Source organism: Pseudomonadota bacterium (assembly GCA_023229365.1).
Classification (GTDB): Bacteria; Myxococcota_A; Polyangia; order JAAYKL01; family JAAYKL01; genus JALNZK01.
Window position 1 is genome coordinate 33,446 of record JALNZK010000004.1, and the last position, 17,032, is coordinate 50,477.

Consider the following 17,032-nt stretch of genomic DNA (forward strand, 5'->3'; position numbering starts at 1 on the left):
CGGGAATTGTCTTCAGCGCGCGGCCGCCAAACCCGCGTCCCGGGCGCCTTCGAGCCCTGCGCCGGCGTCCGGGGCGCGCTCCTCCCCGCCGGCGTTCGGCGCCGAGAACCTGCCGTCGCCGTCGGCGTCGACGAGCACGGGGTTCGTGAAGGCGAACGGCTGCAGCTTCGTGAACGGGAGCACCTCGGTCATAGGATCGTCGCCCCGCGCGATCGCCACGATCCAGGAGTCGCGCGCGACGGGCAGGCGCAGGCCCAGGCGTCCGCGCACCGCGCCCTTCGTCCCCGCGCCGAGCGCGCCCTCGGCCGCGAGCTCGCCGTTGACCCAGAGCTCGATCGTGTCCACGTCGATCCACGACGCGGCGCGCACCTCCACGTCGACCTGGATCCGCCCGTCCGTCGCCGCGACGAGATCGCCGGGCGCGCCTCCGCCGGCCGACAGCGTGATGAACGGCCCGCAGGTCACCTGAACGCGGCCCGCGCGCACCGCGTCGGCCATCGCCTCTGGAGAAGGCGGCCCGCCGGCGTCCTGGACGCGCACGTAGTTCCGCGGGAAGCCGGCCCACTGGTAGATGAGGACGTGGGAGTCCGAGCCCCCGGTCGCCGTGTAGCGTCGCCCCAGGTTCAGCAGGTCGAACCACTCGGTCACGTTGCGCCGCGTGACCGTCATGTCGTTGTTGTCCATCCCGTTCCACAACTCGACGGCGTCGAAGTCGGGCGAGTACTCGGGGTTCGAGGCGACGCCGGTCTTCGCGTCGAGCCCGCCGAGGCCGAAGTAGCCGATGTTGTACTCCACCATCCGCGGGTGGTTGGCCTGGAGGATCGCGCCCGGCGCGGCCTCGCGGATCGCGGCGAACAGGGTGCGCGGCGTCTGGCCCGCGAACGGCGGGATCGGCTCGCCCGCGGGGTACGGCCAGGCGTTGAAGTGGCCCCACTGCGGATCCTCGGTGGTCACCTCCACGCCGCGGGCCGAGCCGAGGGCGGCCGAGGCGCCGAGCTGTGCGATCGCCGGCCCGTAGTCGGTGACGACGTTGTGGTCGGTAGCGACCGCGAACCCGAGCTCCTCGGCGAGCAGCGAGGTGACGCGATCCGGGAGCGTCACGGACGAGTCGAAGCTCGGCTCCGCGTGGAGGTGGAACTCGGCGGCGGTCCAGCCCGGCGTGTCGAACGCGCGCTCGAGCGCGACGCGGAGCACCGCGCCCTTGTCCTCGGCCACGGCGATCGTCTCGGTCGCGATCGCGTGCTCGAGGCCGTGCATCGCCGTGACGCGGTACTTCCCGATCGGCAGCTCGACCGTGCCCTCGCCGCGAGCGGCGTAGACGATGTTGTCGGCCCCGCGCGCCGACCAGCGCGGGCCGAGCTTCGGATCCGGGGTCGACGACACGCCGCGGAGCACGAGGCGCGCCGGGATCGGCGTCCCTCCTGCGTCGGTGACGCGGAACCGGAGCACGCCCGGCGTCGGCGGGGTGAGCGCGGCCACGGCGACCTCTTCCGGTCGCACGTCGACGGACAACCGATCCTCGCCGCCAGGGGTCCGCGCGACGATCTCGTACCGCCCGGCCGGGATCCAGACGGCGAACGCTCCGTCCGCGGCCGCTTCGGCGACCAGGGACGGTCCTCCCTCGGGCCGGGAGACCTCGATGGAGACCCACGCCGGCGCCGGCGCCAGCACGCCGCGGATCTCCCCGAGCGGCTCTCCGAGCGCGATCCACGCCTCGCGCGCCGCGCGCTCGAGCCCGCCCGGCACGACGACGAGCGTGCGTCGCCACGTCCTCCACGCGCCCTTGGGAAGCGGCGCTGGAGCGGTGGCGGCCGCGGCGCCCATCGGCCCGTGCGGCTCGAACTCGAAGGTTATGGTGGGCGCGTCTCCCGGGAACGCGAGCGCGTACGAGGCCGCCTCACCGCGTCGGCCGATCCACCGGGCCTCGGCCGTTCCAGGCTCGGCCGCGAAGCCCAAACCGGGCGCGAACGTGTGTCCGTCCGGCCAGGCCACCCGATCCCCGACCTGCACCGCGGGCAGCGCCGCGTCGCCCGTGTTCCTGACGGCCGTCTCGATCACGGCGTACGGACCCGAGGGCGCGAGCTCCACGCGGGTCGTCGCCTCGATCCCCGCCTTCTCGTCGCTCGCGCGGATCACGACCGCCGGCCTGCCGTCGCGCTTCTCGGCGCGGACGCGGGTCACCGCGAGCGCTACCTCCTTCCCGTCCACGCGAACGACGGGCCGCAGCTCGTCGAGCTCGCCGCCCTCGGCCGCGGAGGTCACGACGCCGACAATCGATCCCTCGCGATGCTCGAGCCGCGGATCGTCCTCGTCTCCCGCGACGAGCACGGCGATCGACGCGCTCATGAGCACGAAGTCGCCCTCGCGGCCTTTGACCGGCGTGATCGGCGGGTTCTTGGTCGATCCGATGCGCCACACCACCGCGCCGCCGCCCGCGAGCGGCCTGCGCAGCGCGTCCGAGCAGCTCGGCCCGAGCGCGACGAACGCGGCGAAGGCGAGTGCGGCGGGGATCGCGAGGAGGGATGGCGGCAAGCGCCTCTGGCGGCACGGGTTGGTCATGCCTCGCTCACGGCGCCATGCAGCAGATGGTGATAGGGGTGTTCTCGACGACGCTCCCTTCCAGGGAAGCGGCGGACGCCGTGCACGCGGTGTCGGCGACCTTGTCGAGGATGGCCGCCCGGGTCATCGCCGCGCTCGAGGAGAGGACGCACGTTTCGGAGCCGGGCAGATCCGCGAGCTCGACGTAGCCCGTGGCGCAGCCGGCGAGATCCACGAGCGTGACCGAGGATCCGGCGCAGCTCCCGGCCGGGCTGCCGCAGGTGCAGGTCGCACAGTCGCGGGTGTCGCTGTAGTCGGTATAGCGCATCGACCGCTGATCGTAGGCGCTCCCGGACGGGCACAGGACCTCGCCGGACCTCCAGATGCACAGCTCCCCCTCGAACGGCGGCTCGGGAACGGGCAGGCACAATGCGCCGCCCGTGCAGCCGCCCGCGTCCGTCGCGCCGCCGCAGGTCATGAGGCGGGTGGCGAGCTCCACGGGCGGGATCACCTCGACGCTCTCGACCGGGCAGCTGCCGCCGGCCACGATCAGGCCCGAGGAGTCGAAGCTGTAGTAGCGACCGCCGAAGATCTCGCCGCCGAGGTTCGTGCACGCCGCGCTGAGGTACCAGAACGAGGGGGAGGAGGTGTCGCAGGTGGAGGTCGTGCCGTGATACTCCAAGGTGCCGCTGCCCGCGCACGTCACGCCCGCGGCGTCCCCGCAGCCGCAGTCGCACGTGGAGGACGGCACGGTGAGCTCCGTGAGCGCGTCGATTCCCGCCTCCGGGTAGTCCCCCCCGCACGCCGGGAGCGTGGACGCCGCGGCGCCCAGGTACAGGACCGACGGGCCGTTCCAGCCAGCGACCGTGTCCTCCACGCACGCGTGGGTCCCAGCGGGGCACACGTCCGAATCGGTATCTGAATCGGTGTCGGTGTCCGCATCCGAATCGGAATCGCCGTCCGTGTCCGCGGTGCCGCTATCCAGATCGAAGCCGTATCCGTCCATGGACGCCACGACGCTGCAGCCGCACACCAGCGCGAGGAGCATGAGAATGATAATCGTCTTCACGGCTAGAACCTCCCGACGACCGCGAGACCGGCCGCATCGTTGGAGACCACGGGGGCCACGACGGTTCGTTCCTCGGATCCCATTTTGGGCTCGACGAAGAACAGGACGACGCCCGTGATCACCCCGGCCGCCGCCACCCCGAACAGGATGTCCGCGCCCAGGGCCAGGCGTTCCACCCGGTCGGCGTCGTCCTCATACCGGGGCGGGCACTGCCCGGCGACGCAGCTCCCGTCGATTTCGTTCTTCTTCGACAGCGCGACTCCGCCCAGGACGCCGCCCGCGATTCCGGCCGCCGCGCCGACCCCCAGGGCGACCCACGTCCAGACGCGCCGCCCGTTCTCGGCCGCCCGATCGGGCGAGCCTGCGCCGTCGTCCCGCGTCCCGCCCGCCGCCACGGTCACGACGACCCGCCGGCCGCCCGCCACCCGGACGACCTCGCGGTGGAGCTCCTCGGCTTCGAGCCGGACGGAGATCTCGTGATCGCCCAGATCGAGAGGGATCGGGCCCGCGAGCGGCGTCGTCCCCCGCTTCTTGCCGTCCACGAACACCGTGGCGCCGTCGACGCCGGACTCCACGGCCACCGTGCCGACCAGGGTGCCGAGCCGCGCGATCTCCGCGTCGGCCTCGGCGCGGCGCTCCGCGGGGATCTCGCCACCCCCTCCCTCCAGGTAGCGGGAGTAGGCCGCGTGGGCGGCCGCGTAGTGCCCGAGCTCGTTCTCGACCTGCGCGATGTTCCACAGGATCTTGAAGTGCGGGCGGATCTCGTACGCCCGCTCGAACGCGACCGAGGCCTGATCGAACTTGCCGGCCTCGTAGAGCTCCACGCCCTGCTGGTAGTGCGCCCGGGCCTCCTTTGCCGCGACGTCCTCGGTTTCCTCCGCGGCGACCGCGGCGGTCCCGAAGGCCGCCGCCCCGGCGAGCGCAAGCGCGACGAGCGCGCGGTGAGTTCGTTCGAGAGAGCCCATGATCGTGTTTTCCTCCGGCGGACCTGTGTGGCGCCGTCCCGCGGCGCGCCTCGACGTCGAGAGGGAGAAGTTAGCGCCGGTCGGGGCGTTCCTCAAGGAGCATTGCGGCGCCGAGCCGATCTCGTACCGCCGGGCGGCGCCGGTTTAGCTCTCTTTTCGCGCGGCGCGATTTGCTATGATCGAACGCTGGAAGGGGAACCCATGGCGAAGGCGAAGGGTGCGACTCCCGAGGTCTCAGCGCTGCGCGCCCGGTTGCGGGAGCTGGCCGATCCGAAACAGATCGCGATTCTCCAGCGGTTCTTCAAGACCGGGCCGGGCGAGTACGGCGAGGGCGACGTCTTCATCGGCGTGAAGGTGCCGCGGATCCGCGCGCTCGTCCGGGAGCACAAGGGGTTCGAGCTCGCGAGTGCCGAGGCGCTGCTCGCCTCCTCGGTGCACGAGGAGCGGATGCTCGCGCTGCTCCTGCTCGTGCACAGGTTCGAGCGGAGCGAGGACGCCGCCCTGCGGCGGAGGATCTACGAGCTGTACCTCGCGAGCACCGCGCACATCGACAATTGGGATCTGGTGGACTCGAGCGCGGCGCAGATCGTCGGCGGCTATCTCCAGGACCGCGACCGCGCGCCGCTGTACGCGCTCGCCCGCTCCGGGAGCCTCTGGGACCGGCGCATCGCGATGATCGCGGCGTTCCGTTTCATCCGCCGCAACGACTTCGACGACGCGCTGCGGATCGCCGCCGTCCTGATAGGCGATCGCGAGGACCTCATCCACAAGGCGGTCGGCTGGATGCTGCGGGAGGTCGGGCAGCGCGACCGCGAAGCCGAAGAGGCGTTCTTGAAGAAGCGCTACAAGGGAATGCCGCGCACCATGCTGCGCTACGCCATCGAGAAGTTCGAGGAGCCCAAGCGCCAGGCGTACCTCAAGGGGACGATCTGACGGTGGACAGAGCGGACCAAGTGGACGGAGTGGACAGGGGAAGGCTAGGGCGCTGAAACCTGCAGGCGTCCTTCGACGACGTACTGATCCGGTAGATCCTCTTCGACAACACGCGCGACGAGGCCGCCGGCGGCGAGCTCGGCGATCAGCGCCTCCTCGGAGAGCTTGTGCTTAGGCGACGGGCCGCGATCGCTCTCGAGAGTGAAGTCGACGATGGTGAGCCGGCCCGACGGCGTGAGCGCGGCGGCGATCTTCTTGGCGTACGCGACGCGGTCCGGGAGGTGGTGCCAGGTGTCGACTATCAGCACGCGGTCCACGCTCGCGGGCTCGAGCCCGGGATCATCCGGCGCGACGGCGCGCGCCGCGACGTTGGCGAGCCCCTCCTTCGCCGCGCGCTTCGTCATGTGGTCCACGAGGTTCGGCTCGACGTCGAGCCCGAGCACCTTCCCGCCCGGGCCAACCGCCCGCGAGAGGTACGGGAGGAAGTAGCCCGTGCCGGCGCCGATGTCGGCCGCGGTCATGCCCTCCGCTATCTCCATGAGCGCGATCACGTGCTCCGGCTTCTGCCACTCGGCGCGCGCCGGGTCGTCGAACGCCGCGACCCACTTGTCGACGTCGCTGAAGTCGTGCGTCATCCCGTGGCCGCCGTGGTGGGGCTTCGCCTCGCCCCCGCCGCAGGCGACCGCGAGCAGCGCGATCACCGTCACCCCGAGCATCCCAGTCGTTCTTTTCTTCTTGTCCATTTCGTCCACTCCGTCCATTCCGTCCACTCCGTCCACTCCCTACTTCCTTCTTCTCCTCGCCCTGTTCACCAGCACCGGGATCAGGATCGCGGGGGTCACGACGAGCGCGCCGAGCAGCAGGAAGACGAGCAGCTCGCCGATGGCGATCATGGCGTTGCTCCCGTTTCGTGGAGCCTCTGAATCACTGTGCAGAAAAACGAGAACAAAGAATTCAGCTCGGGTTCGGTCTCGGTCGTCCGATTCGCGGTCATGCGCAAGTACGTCTTCCCTTCCGATGTCTCGGTCCCGATGGACAGGTCGCGCCCGGCGAGCAGGAACGATTTGATCTCCCGGCTCTCGAGCAGGCGCTTCACGCGGCGCTCGTCGTTGGCCTTGATCACGAACGCCTTGTCGAACTCCTCGTCGCCGATCACCACGTCCTGCGCGCCGAAGAAATGCATCAACGCGTCGGCGAAGTCCTGCGGCCAGATCGTGAACCGGAAGCCGTCGTCGGAAGGGACGAGAAAGCTCAGCTTGAGCGGGCGAGTGTCGGTTTCGACGAAAACGATTTGCGAGTCGGAAAACGGAATCGCCAAATGGAAAGTCATGTAGGTGTGGTCGACGGTCGTTTTGATTCCGAATTCGCCATCGTGCGCGGCAGCGAACCGGGTCCAGGCGTCCCGTTTTCGAGTCGTGTCGAGGACGTCGTCGCCGAACCTGCTGGAATGGATCATGGTGTCGACGATCTCTCCCACCTTGCTCGGACGCGCCTCCTTCGTCATGGGCACCCTTCCCCTACCCCTTCACGAGCGGGCGGTACTTCACGCGGTGGGGCTGGTCGGCCGCGGCGCCCAAGCGGCGGTGGCGGTCCTCCTCGTACGCGTCGAAGTTGCCCTCGAACCAGACGATCTGGCTGTCGCCCTCGAACGCGAGGATGTGCGACGCGATGCGGTCGAGGAACCAGCGATCGTGGCTCACGACCACCGCGCACCCGGCGAACCCGAGCAGCGCGTCCTCGAGCGCGCGCAGCGTGTCCACGTCGAGATCGTTCGTCGGTTCGTCGAGGAGCAGGAGGTTGCCGCCGCTCTTGAGCAGCTTGGCGAGGTGCACGCGGTTGCGCTCGCCGCCCGAGAGAGCGCCGACCTTCTTCTGCTGATCCGAGCCGTTGAAGTTGAACCACGAGACGTACGCCCGGCTGTTCACCTCGCGGGTGCCGATCTTGAGCGAGTCCGCGCCGCCCGAGATCTCCTGCCACACGCTCTTGTCGCCGTCGAGCGAGTCCCGGCTCTGATCGACGTACGCGAGCTGCACGGTCTCGCCGACCACGAGCTTGCCCGCGTCCGGCGTCTCCTGTCCGGTGATCATGCGGAGCAGCGTCGTCTTGCCCGTCCCGTTGGCGCCGACGATGCCGACGATGCCGCCGGGCGGGAGCCGGAAGTCGAGCCGGTCGATGAGCAGCCGATCGCCGTACCCCTTGCACAGCTTGTCCGCGACCACGACCTCGCCGCCGAGCCGCGGCCCCGCCGGGATCGAGATCTCCACCGCGCGCTCCCGCTCCTCCGCCGACTGATCCGCGTTGAGGAGCCGCTCGTACGCCGCGACGCGCGCCTTGCTCTTCGCCTGCCGCGCCTTGGGGTTCATGCGCACCCACTCGAGCTCGCGCTCCAGCGAGCGGCGCCGCGCGGTCTTCTGCTTCTCCTCGACGCCGAGCCGCTTCTCCTTCTGCTCGAGCCACGAGCTGTAGTTCCCCTTCCACGGGATCCCCTCGACGCGATCCATCTCGAGGATCCAGCCCGCGACGTTGTCGAGGAAGTAGCGATCGTGCGTGATCGAGATCACGGTCCCCGGGTACTCCTGCAGGTGCCGCTCGAGCCACGCGACCGTCTCGGCGTCGAGATGGTTCGTCGGCTCGTCGAGGAGCAGCATGTCCGGCCGCTCGAGCAGGAGGCGGCAGAGCGCCACGCGGCGCTTCTCGCCGCCGGAGAGCACCTTGACGTCCGCGTCCCCGGGCGGGAGCCGGAGCGCCTCCATCGCCACGTCGACGACGCGGTCGATCTCCCAGGCGTTCGCCGCCTCGATCTTGTCCTGCACCTCGGCGACCTCGGCGAGCACCTTCTCCATCTCGTCCGGCGAGAGCTCCTCGCACAGCTTCATGTTGAGGTCGTTGTACTGGTCCAGGAGCGCGCGCGTCGCGGCGACCGCCTTCTCCACGTTGCCTCGCACGTCGGTCGTCTCGTCGAGCCGCGGCTCCTGCGGCAGGTAGCCGATGCGGATGCCGTCCGGGTGCCAGGTCTCGCCGAAGAACTCGGTCTCGACGCCGGCCATGATCTTGAGCAGCGTGCTCTTGCCGGCGCCGTTCGAGCCGATCACGCCGATCTTCGCGCCGGGCAAAAAGGCGAGGGTCATCCCCTTGATCACGGCCTTGTCCGGCGGGTAGACCTTCCGCACGTTCTGCATGGTGAAGACGAACTGGTGGCTCATGGCTTGCTCCTCCCCGCTTTGGGGATTCGAATTCTAAGCAAATTCGGCCCGCCATGCTACGGTTCGCGCATGGGAAACGACGGAGCGCAGCGGTGAGCCCGGTCGTCGTCGCGTTGATGGCGCTCGCGGCCGTCGCCGCCGCGTTCGCCGCGCTCTGGCTTTCTGGCCGAAGGCGCCGGGCCGACGAGGCGGCGGCCGAGGCGGAGCGGCTCAGGGCGGCGCTCGATCAGGAGAAGCGGAGCACGGAGGAGAAGCTCGCGCTCATCGCGGGGGCGCGGGAGAGCCTGGCCGAACAGTTCCGCAGCCTCGCCGCGCAGATCGTCGACGAAAGGAGCAGCCGGTTCGCGGCCGAGAGCAAGGAGCGGCTCGGCGAGATGCTCGATCCGCTGCGCCTGCAGATCGGCGAGTTCAAGAAGAAGGTGGAGGACGTCTACGACAAGGAGGCGCAGGGCCGGGCCTCCCTCCTGCAGGAGATCCGCCACCTCAAGGATCTGAACCAGAAGATCGGGGAGGACGCGATCGCCCTCACGCGCGCGCTCAAGGGCGACGCGAAGGTGCGCGGCAACTGGGGCGAGCTCGTGCTCGAGCGGGTGCTCGAGCAGTCGGGGCTCGCGAACGGCCGCGAGTACGAGACGCAGGTGCGGCTCCACGAGCGGTGCGGCGGCGCGCAGGCGCGCTACCCGGACGTCATCGTCCACCTGCCCGAGGGGCGCGACGTGGTCGTCGACTCCAAGGTCTCGCTCGTCGCGTTCACGGAGTATACGGCCGCCGAGACCGACGAGGAGCGGCGCGCCGCGCTCAAGCGGCACGTCGACTCGGTCCGCGCCCACGTCAAGGGCCTGAGCGAGAAGAGCTACGACGATCTCGCGGGGATCTCGTCGCTCGACTTCGTCGTCATGTGCGTCCCGAACGAGCCCGCGCTCATCGCCGCCGCCGCCGAGGACGCGGCGCTCATCGAGGACGCCTTCGCGCGCCGGGTGGCGCTCGTCGGCCCGTCCACGCTGCTGCTCACCCTGCGGATGGTCGCCTCGATCTGGCGCACCGAGCACCAGAACCGGCACGCGCTCGAGATCGCGGAGCGCGGCCAGCTCCTGTACGACAAGCTCGTCGGCTTCGTCGAGGATCTCCGGCGGATCGGCAAGCAGATCGACGACGCGCGCGCGGCCTACGACGACGCCGAGGGGAAGCTGATCGCGGGCACGGGCAACCTCGTGGGCCAGGCGAAGAAGCTCGTCGAGCTCGGCGTGAAGGCGAAGAAGCAGATGCCCAGGGAGCTGAGCGAAAGGAGCGACGAGCCGTGACGCCCATGCGCGCGTCGTCCGTCGCCCTCGCCGCCGCGCTCGCCGCAACGGCGCTCTTCGGGTGCGGCGCGCCGCGCCCCGAGATCGCGAAGCCCGGGAAGAAGATCGAAGGCGGGGAGCTCGAGCGGGCGCCGCTCCACGCTCGCGCCGTGGTGTTCATGATGGCGCGCTGCCCGCACTGCGCGGAGCTCTTCCGCGTCCTTTTGCCCCTGCGCCGCGAGCTGAACGGCGCGCTCGGAATCTCGGTCGGCTTCGTCGGGGCGCTGGGCGCCGACGGCGCGCCCGATCTGTCGGACGACGACGCCGAGGTCGCCGCCGCGACGATCGAGCTGTGCGCGGGGCGCAGCGCGACGCGCGAGGACGCCTGGTTCGAGTTCCTCGAGTGCGAGTACGAGGGCTCGAGGTGGCACGCGCTCCCCGGCGGGTGGCGGACCTGCGCCGAGCGCGCCGGGATCGACGCGGCGGAGGTCGAAACGTGCGTCGAGGACGGCTCGGGGCGCGAGGAGCTCGGGATGTCGATCGCCGCGAGCGCCGCCGCGGGCGTGCGCGCCGCGCCGATGATCTTCGTCGACGACAGGCCGTACTTCGGCGAAAGGACGCGCGAGGCGCTGCTCGCCCAGATCTGCTACGGCGCCGGGAGAGAGGAGACGCGTCCCAAGGCGTGCGTTGCGGTCGAGCCGCCTTTGCCCGTCGCCGCGACTTTGCTCGCGGACAGCCGGTGCACCGACCCCGACGCGTGCGACGTGGAGCGGGAGATCGTGTTCCTCGAGGCGCTCGTGCCCCAGCTCGCGATCGCGCGGGTCGACTTCCGCAGCTCGGAGGGTCGGCGGCTGTACGAGCTCATCGGTGTGGCCGCCGGGCCGAAGCACCTCCCGCTGCTCATCGTGGACGGCGCGATCGACGAGCTCACCTTCGTCAGGTCCAGGCTGGAGGACTACCTCGTCCGGTTCGGGCGCGGCTACCTCATGCCGATGGGAGAGGGCCGGGATCCGCTCGCGGAGCTCTGCGACAACGGGCTGGACGAGGACGACGACGGCGCGATCGACTGCGCCGACGACGCGTGCACGGGCGCCCTCGCGTGCCGCGAGGAGAAGCGCGGCCGGCTGGATCTGTTCATCATGAGCCGGTGCCCGTACGCGATGGATCTGCTGCCGGCGGTCGACGCGTTCCTCGAGCACATGGGGCGCGACAGAAGACAGGTGGATCTGCGGATCGCGTTCATCGGGACCACGGGGGAGGATGGCGCGCCCCGGTCGATGCACGGCGAGGAGGAGGTCGCGGAGGATCTCCGGCTCGCGTGCGCCCAGGAGCTCTACGGCGAGCGGTACAGGTTCATGGAGTACGCCGTGTGCCGCGCCGCGGCCGGACGGCGCGACGATTGGCGATCCTGCGTGCCCCAGGGGATGAGCGCCAAGGCGATCGCGAAGTGCGCCGAGGGGGAGAAGGGCCGCGCGCTCCTCGCCGCGAGCTTCGCGGCCGCCGAAGCCGCGGGCGCCGACGCGAGCCCGACCTTCCTGCTCAACGAGAAGCACCCTTTGGGGGGGCGGACCGCCGAGGGGATCCGCGCCGCATTCTGCACGAGGAACGGCGCCGCCGCCGGGTGCCGTACGCCGATCGTCGAGGCCGAGGAGTCGGACCACGGAGCGTCGGACGGCGCCGCCTGCGAGTGACAATCGATCGCGCCGCTAGCCCCAGCTCCACTCGCAGCACATCTGGGTCCACGTGCCGCACGACACGGTCGGCGACGGGATCATGAGCAGCGGGCAGCTCACGCCCCACTCGACGCACGCGCCGCCGCCGAGCTCGCAGGTGTTCGACGGGTCGATCTCGGTGCAGCACACCTCGGACAGCCCGTCGCAGATCCCGCCCTGGTTCATCTGCGTGCCGTCCGGGCAGGTCCACCACGACTCGCACGAGCCGCCGAGGTCGGCGCACGGCACCCGCAGATCCTCGCAGCACATGCGCGTCGCCAGGTTGCAGAAGTACTCGGTGCGCTGCGCCTCGTAGCTCAGGCAGCCGTCGCGGCACTCCATGTCCGCCTGATCGCCGCACGCCTCGGTGAGGCCGTCCGCCGCGCCGACGGGCTGGCAGCAGATCTCGTCCGCATCGAGGCACGTCCACTCGTAGTTGTGGATCGCGGTCGGCGGGTCGAGCGACTCGGAGCAGGTGTACTCGTCGGTGAACACCTCGCACGCCCACGGGCACTGTGGCGGCGCGCAGCAGGTCTGCAGGAGGCCGCAGCTCAGATCCACCTCGGCGTAGTCGGTCGGGCAGGAGCTCCAGATGTTGACGCACACGCCGCCTATCTCCGTGCACCCGGGCTGCGTGTCCTGGCAACACGTCGCCGTGGCCGAGTTGCAGAAGTACGCGGTCGTGGGCTCCTGCCACTCGCCGGTGCAGTCGACCTCGCACGAGTACCCCGCCTGATCGCCGCAGTACGTAATCCCGCCGGGCGCGCCGACGGGCTGGCAGCAAACGCGATCCTCGGTCGCGCACGCGAAGTTCGGGTTGTACACGGCCGAGGGCGGGTTCAGCGTGCCGGAGCACGAGTACTCGTCCACGAAGTCCGCGCAGAACCAAGGGCAATTGCCCTCCATCGCGGTGTCGGTGTCCGGACCCGCGTCCGCGCCGGCGTCGGCGCCGGTGTCGGTGTCCGAATCGGCGTCGGAGTCCGAATCGGCGTCGGTGTCCGCGTCGGTTCCGGGATCCGGGCATTCGTCGCCCGCGTCCTCGCCCGACGGATCTCCGGGCGCGAGTGACGGCGGCGTCTCATTGCCGCACGACGGGAGCGCCGCGATCGACGCGGTGAGGAGCATGATGATCGAGCGCTTCACGTCGTTCCCTCCTTGTCCGTGAACGGCCGCTAGTGTATCTCGCTTGTTCACGCGCGGGCAACGCCCCCTTCGGCGGGGCGCCGGGCCAAGGAAGCGCGCGGGAGGGATCGCGATGGCGGACGACCGGGACCGGATCGAGGAGGCGCCGGAGGAGATCCGCGGGCTCGCCGAGAGGTGCGTGCTGCACGTGCGGCACAGGCTCGGGTTCGAGCTGGACTACTCGGTCGACACGATCTCGGTGCTCGATCTCTTCGTGTCTTCCGTGCTCACGGAGGAGGGGGAGGGCGAGCTGCCGCCGCCGGGCCACTCGCGGCGCTCGGCCGCGATGCACCTGCTCGCGCCGACCATCGGCGCCTACTTCGGCGAGACGATCCGCCGTGCCTTCCCGTGTCGCTGGCGCTTCACCTCCGGGGACGCGCACCGCTGGGCGCTCGAGTTCGAGGAGATCTTCCTGCGCTTCAACCCGGCGGGCGTCGCCGCGGAGGCGCTCTTCGGCGAACCGTTCGAGGACTGGTCCGGCGCGCTCGTCACCGCACCCGAGCTCACGGCGGTGGTCCACGAGCGGCTCGCGGCCGCGCCGCCGATTCCGGAGGACGAGTTCTTCACGTTCGCCGCGCGGCACGAGGCGCTGCAGATCGTCGAGGACTACCTCCGGGAGCGCGCGGCGCGGTACGGCGCGATCGGGTGCGCGCCGGCCGACTACGACCGCCTACTCGACGTGAATTGAGGCGGGCGTCAGGCTCCCTCTCGGGATCGCGCGGAGCCGAGGCCGCGGACGAGCGACTGTAGGGTGGGATCGGTCGCGACGAGCGCCTCGAGCGCCGCGGAGATCTCCGCGCGCAGCTCGGCGGGCGCCGCGCGCACGACCTCGGAGTCGAGCGCCTCGCCGACGATCCGCTGCACCGCCTCCTCGCGGGAGATGCGCCCCTGGGTGACCTCCTCGGCGATGCGCGTCACCGCGTCCGTGGCCGCGGCTTCGGCCGCGCGGGACGGGGAGTCGATGGCGGCGAGCTGTTCCGCGCCGGCGGCCGCAGCGCTCTCGACGGCCGCGGTCTCGGGCGGGCCGAGCGGCCCTGGGATCTTGTTCACCAAGGCGACGCGCCCCTCAACCCAGGGCGTGCCCGAGCTTCTTCGTGCCGGCCTCGAAGAGCACCTCGACGCGGGCGCCGTCCACGTTGACGACGAGCCCCTTCCCGAACGTGGAGTGCGCGAGCAGGGTGCCCTTCGCGTAGTGGTTGGTGAGTGCGTACGGAACGAACGAGCTGTCCGGCTGCTCCGCCACGTCCTCTTTCCAGCTCTTGTCCGGCTCCTTGTCCTTGGAGCCGCCGAACCCGGCGTAATCGCCCGATCGGCGTCCGGCGGCAGCGCCGCGCTGTTTGGTGCGCTTCATCGACATGGCGTGCAAACCCCCTTCGCTCGCATGGCGTCCGCAGAGCAGCATAGCGAAGTGGGGCGCGTTTTCAACGGGTATCGCCGTCGGGCCGCGCCTGCGATCGGGATCCAATTGGAACTGATATATATATTATCGCATTGGGACGATGAATGCGGGGTCCGCTTTTCATCGCGGAATATTTCAGGGAAGGCGGTACGGTTTCGAAGGGCTTGCCGCGGCTAGAACCCTTGCAAATTGAGCGTTTCCCGAGATGGCATCGGATAACGCCGCGCCCTGGTTGATCTTCAGCGATTGGAGGCCCGCAAACGCAGAATTCAAGAGAGATATCCGAAGGGCGATCGCGGAAACCGTTTAAAAACAAGGCCCATTTCGATTGTCAAAGATGGCGAACGATGCTCGCCCTTTTAAACAAAAGGAAATCTTCAGGTTGATCGCTGCGGACTAGAATTCATAAGGTTTTCCGGTCTTGAAGGCCATATGGGCGAGCATTGGCGCGGAGAATCTCGATGGGGTATTTCACTTTTTCCTTGACGATGCGGATTTCCGAACATAAGGATCGGTCAAACAGAAGTGGGGGAAAACACATAGTGTTCCCACGAAAACAACCAAGGGAGTGATAAAATGACGAAGGCTGATTTGATCAACGCGGTTTCCCAGAACAAGGCGCTCAGCGACGTGTCGAAGAAGGCGGTCACGGCCGTGATCGACGAGACCTTCGAGCAGCTCAAGAAGGCGATCCGCAAGGACGAGCGCTTCTCGTTCCCGGGCTTCGGAACGTTCAACAAGAAGAAGCGCGCCGCCCGCAGCGGCCGCAACCCGCAGACCGGCGAGAAGATCAAGATCAAGGCGCAGACGACGGTCGGCTTCCGCCCGGCGCAGGCGCTGAAGGATTTCATGGGCAAGTGAGGCCCGACACCGATGAAGCAGTAGTCGGTTTTCGATAGAGCTCTGTTCGTCAGGCGCGTCGAGTCTTCGGCGCGCCTTTTTTTTTATCCGGCGATCCGGGCCAGGGCGGCGCGCAGCGGCGCGAGCCCCTCGGACTTCTTGCCGCGGCGGTCGCGCAGCACGAGGATCTCTTCCTTGAGGTCGGGGGTCAGGTGGTGCTCCGCGACGTGCGGACACTGGGCGAGGCGCCGCGCGAGCTCGGTGCCCGGCTCGAGGCGCAGCACGAACGCGTTGCGCCTGCGGATCGCCGCGCCTGCCGCGACGAGCTCGTTCGCGACCTCGATGCCGCTCACGCCCGCGGGCAGGGGGTTCGAGACGCGCAGCCGGACCTCGATAGGCCCCTTCTCGTCCTCGCGCACGAAGAACGACGCGCATGCGCCGTGGAGGCGCGTGCCGACGAGCCGATTCAGCGCGCGGCGCCAGCGGCGGATCGAGAGGAACGACTCGAGCGTCGGATCGACGGGCAGCTCGGCACGCGCGCCCGTGAACCAGGCGGGGACCATCCAGATCGCGGCGTCGAGCAGCGTCGCCAGCGCCGGGCGCGGCCAGAGCTCGCGCGCCGTCCAGAACGCCGCCCCGAGCGCCGCGAGCGCGGCGATGAACGCGAGCGCGCCCGCGGGGTGCGTGACGTCGAAGAGGCTCGAGCGGTGGCCCGTGTACTCGCGGCACAGGCGGGAGTAGCGGACGACGTCCTCGCCGTCCATCTCGCGCCAGGTGCCGCCGGGGCGCGGCGCGGTGGATCCGGTCTCGCGATCGACGACCCAGAGCAGCACCGCCGCGACGAGCGCGGGGACACCCGCGGCGAGCGATCCCGCGTACTGGACGCCGAGCCCGAGAGCCGCAGCCGCGGCCGAGAGCACGAGCCGAAGCGGCAGCCCGGTGCTCTTCAGTACGGAGAACCGCGCCGCGAACCCGAGATCGCCGAGCGCGCGTCGCAGGCGGCTCGCCTTGCGCGCCAGGACGGCGAGCCCGAGGAGGACCGCGATCGCGGGCGCCGCGAGGACAAAGGGCGGCGGCGGCGGCCTGCGGGTGAGCTCCGGCTTCGGCGCGAGGACGGCCGCGCTCGCCTCGACCGCCGGCTTCTTCTCGCCGCTCGCGACGCCGCGCAGCGCGGGGACGAGCCGGGCGTCGAAATCGACGACGACCTGCATGGGGTACCAGCGCACGGTCCTGTGCTTCGTCAGGCGGACCCCGGCGGCGCTCGTCCCGACCACGTAGTCCTCCGTGACCGCCGGATCGACGATCGGCGGTGCGGCCTCGCTCTCGCCCGGGAGCAGCACGTCGACCGTCATCTCGTTCGTCCCTGCGTCCCAGACGAGCGGGGTCCAGTCGAGCCGCGCCCGCTCGCCGTACGGGCGCAGCGCGCCCGACGCGACGAGGTCGAGGTGGTGGACGAGGGTGTAGGTGACCGCGCCGTACTTGAGCGCGGAGGCGTCGTCGAACAGCACGCGCATGCGGCCGTCGCCGAGCGGCTCGTAGGTGAGCGGGAGCGTGCGGCCGTCGTCGGTGACCGCCTTGCACTCGGACGCGATCAGCTCGGCGCTCGCGAGCGGCGCCACCGTGAACCCGTGGAACGAGCCGCCGAGCACCTCGAATCGCGCCTGGGTCGTGACCTGTGACGGACCGCGGGGCGCCACGAGGAGCGAGACGGAGACCTCGGCGAGCTTGGTCGTGGTCCAGGCGTCCGCGGGTCTCGGAAGGATCGCCACCAGCGCGATGACAACGGCGGCTATATTGAGGTGAATGTTGAGTTTTGATCTCATACCTCAATGTTATTGTTAGATTATACGAAAAAGCAAATTTTGTGAGTAAATGTAAGCAATATACTACCCAAACGCACCTTTGGTCGCA

Annotated in this window: 16 protein-coding genes; 6 read left to right on the forward strand and 10 right to left on the reverse strand. The window is 69.9% G+C overall.

From position 1 onward, the window contains the following. Nucleotides 1-12: 12 nt before the first annotated feature. From M0R80_04585 to M0R80_04595, 3 genes are read right to left on the reverse strand one after another with little or no spacing between them, the layout of a single operon-like run. Nucleotides 13-2,559 (reverse strand): CehA/McbA family metallohydrolase, encoded by a 2,547-nt coding sequence (locus M0R80_04585; protein ID MCK9458895.1) that lies wholly within the window; start codon nt 2,557-2,559, stop codon nt 13-15. 7 nt (nt 2,560-2,566) lie between these two features. Continuing rightward, nucleotides 2,567-3,607 (reverse strand): hypothetical protein, encoded by a 1,041-nt coding sequence (locus M0R80_04590; protein ID MCK9458896.1) that lies wholly within the window; start codon nt 3,605-3,607, stop codon nt 2,567-2,569. A 2-nt stretch (nt 3,608-3,609) separates the two neighbouring features. Continuing rightward, entirely contained in the window at nt 3,610-4,572 is a 963-nt protein-coding gene (locus M0R80_04595; protein MCK9458897.1) for a PEGA domain-containing protein, read from the reverse strand. Between M0R80_04595 and M0R80_04600 the strand changes: the two genes are divergently transcribed. Together M0R80_04600 and M0R80_04605 are read left to right on the forward strand one after the other, a co-directional pair. After that, nucleotides 4,571-4,720 carry a hypothetical protein gene (locus M0R80_04600; GenBank protein ID MCK9458898.1) on the forward strand — a complete coding sequence of 50 codons (150 nt, stop codon included), beginning with the start codon at nt 4,571-4,573 and terminating at the stop codon, nt 4,718-4,720. The genes M0R80_04595 and M0R80_04600 overlap by 2 nt on opposite strands. A gap of 53 nt (nt 4,721-4,773) precedes the next feature. Continuing rightward, nucleotides 4,774-5,505, forward strand: coding sequence for a DNA alkylation repair protein (locus tag M0R80_04605; protein MCK9458899.1), 732 nt, complete (start codon nt 4,774-4,776; stop codon nt 5,503-5,505). Between the two features lie 44 nt (nt 5,506-5,549). Here M0R80_04605 and M0R80_04610 read toward each other — a convergent pair whose 3' ends face one another. From M0R80_04610 to ettA, 3 genes are all read right to left on the reverse strand, one after another. Next, the gene (locus tag M0R80_04610) at nt 5,550-6,248 is read right to left on the reverse strand and encodes a methyltransferase domain-containing protein (protein ID MCK9458900.1); all 699 of its coding nucleotides are present in this window, start codon (nt 6,246-6,248) and stop codon (nt 5,550-5,552) included. Between the two features lie 146 nt (nt 6,249-6,394). Then, nucleotides 6,395-7,009, reverse strand: coding sequence for a hypothetical protein (locus M0R80_04615; protein ID MCK9458901.1), 615 nt, complete (start codon nt 7,007-7,009; stop codon nt 6,395-6,397). Between the two features lie 13 nt (nt 7,010-7,022). Next, nucleotides 7,023-8,708, reverse strand: a complete 1,686-nt coding sequence (gene ettA / locus M0R80_04620) for an energy-dependent translational throttle protein EttA (protein MCK9458902.1) — start codon at nt 8,706-8,708, stop codon at nt 7,023-7,025. Between the two features lie 92 nt (nt 8,709-8,800). Here ettA and M0R80_04625 point away from each other — a divergent pair, with 92 nt between their 5' ends. Together M0R80_04625 and M0R80_04630 are read left to right on the forward strand one after the other, a co-directional pair. Next, on the forward strand, nt 8,801-10,009 hold the full coding sequence (locus tag M0R80_04625; GenBank protein MCK9458903.1) for a DNA recombination protein RmuC: 1,209 nt from the start codon (nt 8,801-8,803) through the stop codon (nt 10,007-10,009). 5 nt (nt 10,010-10,014) lie between these two features. Continuing rightward, nucleotides 10,015-11,679: a thioredoxin domain-containing protein gene (locus M0R80_04630; GenBank protein MCK9458904.1), complete on the forward strand. Its 1,665-nt coding sequence runs from the start codon at nt 10,015-10,017 to the stop codon at nt 11,677-11,679. Nucleotides 11,680-11,694: 15 nt separating this feature from the next. Here M0R80_04630 and M0R80_04635 read toward each other — a convergent pair whose 3' ends face one another. Further along, a complete protein-coding gene (locus M0R80_04635) occupies nt 11,695-12,843 on the reverse strand; it encodes a hypothetical protein (GenBank protein MCK9458905.1) in 1,149 nt (382 codons plus the stop codon). Between the two features lie 112 nt (nt 12,844-12,955). Here M0R80_04635 and M0R80_04640 point away from each other — a divergent pair, with 112 nt between their 5' ends. After that, nucleotides 12,956-13,570 (forward strand): hypothetical protein, encoded by a 615-nt coding sequence (locus M0R80_04640; GenBank protein ID MCK9458906.1) that lies wholly within the window; start codon nt 12,956-12,958, stop codon nt 13,568-13,570. Nucleotides 13,571-13,578: 8 nt separating this feature from the next. Here the strand turns inward: M0R80_04640 and M0R80_04645 are convergent, their stop codons facing one another. Together M0R80_04645 and M0R80_04650 are read right to left on the reverse strand one after the other, a co-directional pair. Then, nucleotides 13,579-13,932 (reverse strand): hypothetical protein, encoded by a 354-nt coding sequence (locus tag M0R80_04645; GenBank protein MCK9458907.1) that lies wholly within the window; start codon nt 13,930-13,932, stop codon nt 13,579-13,581. Nucleotides 13,933-13,948: 16 nt separating this feature from the next. Continuing rightward, nucleotides 13,949-14,233: a hypothetical protein gene (locus tag M0R80_04650; GenBank protein MCK9458908.1), complete on the reverse strand. Its 285-nt coding sequence runs from the start codon at nt 14,231-14,233 to the stop codon at nt 13,949-13,951. Nucleotides 14,234-14,857: 624 nt separating this feature from the next. Here M0R80_04650 and M0R80_04655 point away from each other — a divergent pair. After that, on the forward strand, nt 14,858-15,142 hold the full coding sequence (locus M0R80_04655; protein ID MCK9458909.1) for an HU family DNA-binding protein: 285 nt from the start codon (nt 14,858-14,860) through the stop codon (nt 15,140-15,142). An 83-nt stretch (nt 15,143-15,225) separates the two neighbouring features. On the opposite strand, the gene M0R80_04660 is transcribed toward M0R80_04655, so the two are convergent. Further along, entirely contained in the window at nt 15,226-16,944 is a 1,719-nt protein-coding gene (locus M0R80_04660; GenBank protein MCK9458910.1) for a hypothetical protein, read from the reverse strand. Between the last annotated feature and the right edge of the window lie 88 nt (nt 16,945-17,032).

Bases quoted from the DNA above. Each gene is read 5' to 3' on its own strand.
- M0R80_04585 (MCK9458895.1), bottom strand. From the start codon at position 2,559: ATGACCAACCCGTGCCGCCAGAGGCGCTTGCCGCCATCCCTCCTCGCG.
- M0R80_04600 (MCK9458898.1), top strand. From the start codon at position 4,571: ATGATCGTGTTTTCCTCCGGCGGACCTGTGTGGCGCCGTCCCGCGGCG.
- M0R80_04595 (MCK9458897.1), bottom strand. From the start codon at position 4,572: ATGGGCTCTCTCGAACGAACTCACCGCGCGCTCGTCGCGCTTGCGCTC.
- M0R80_04605 (MCK9458899.1), top strand. From the start codon at position 4,774: ATGGCGAAGGCGAAGGGTGCGACTCCCGAGGTCTCAGCGCTGCGCGCC.
- M0R80_04610 (MCK9458900.1), bottom strand. From the start codon at position 6,248: ATGGACAAGAAGAAAAGAACGACTGGGATGCTCGGGGTGACGGTGATC.
- M0R80_04615 (MCK9458901.1), bottom strand. From the start codon at position 7,009: ATGACGAAGGAGGCGCGTCCGAGCAAGGTGGGAGAGATCGTCGACACC.
- ettA (MCK9458902.1), bottom strand. From the start codon at position 8,708: ATGAGCCACCAGTTCGTCTTCACCATGCAGAACGTGCGGAAGGTCTAC.
- M0R80_04630 (MCK9458904.1), top strand. From the start codon at position 10,015: ATGCGCGCGTCGTCCGTCGCCCTCGCCGCCGCGCTCGCCGCAACGGCG.
- M0R80_04640 (MCK9458906.1), top strand. From the start codon at position 12,956: ATGGCGGACGACCGGGACCGGATCGAGGAGGCGCCGGAGGAGATCCGC.
- M0R80_04650 (MCK9458908.1), bottom strand. From the start codon at position 14,233: ATGAAGCGCACCAAACAGCGCGGCGCTGCCGCCGGACGCCGATCGGGC.
- M0R80_04655 (MCK9458909.1), top strand. From the start codon at position 14,858: ATGACGAAGGCTGATTTGATCAACGCGGTTTCCCAGAACAAGGCGCTC.
- M0R80_04660 (MCK9458910.1), bottom strand. From the start codon at position 16,944: ATGAGATCAAAACTCAACATTCACCTCAATATAGCCGCCGTTGTCATC.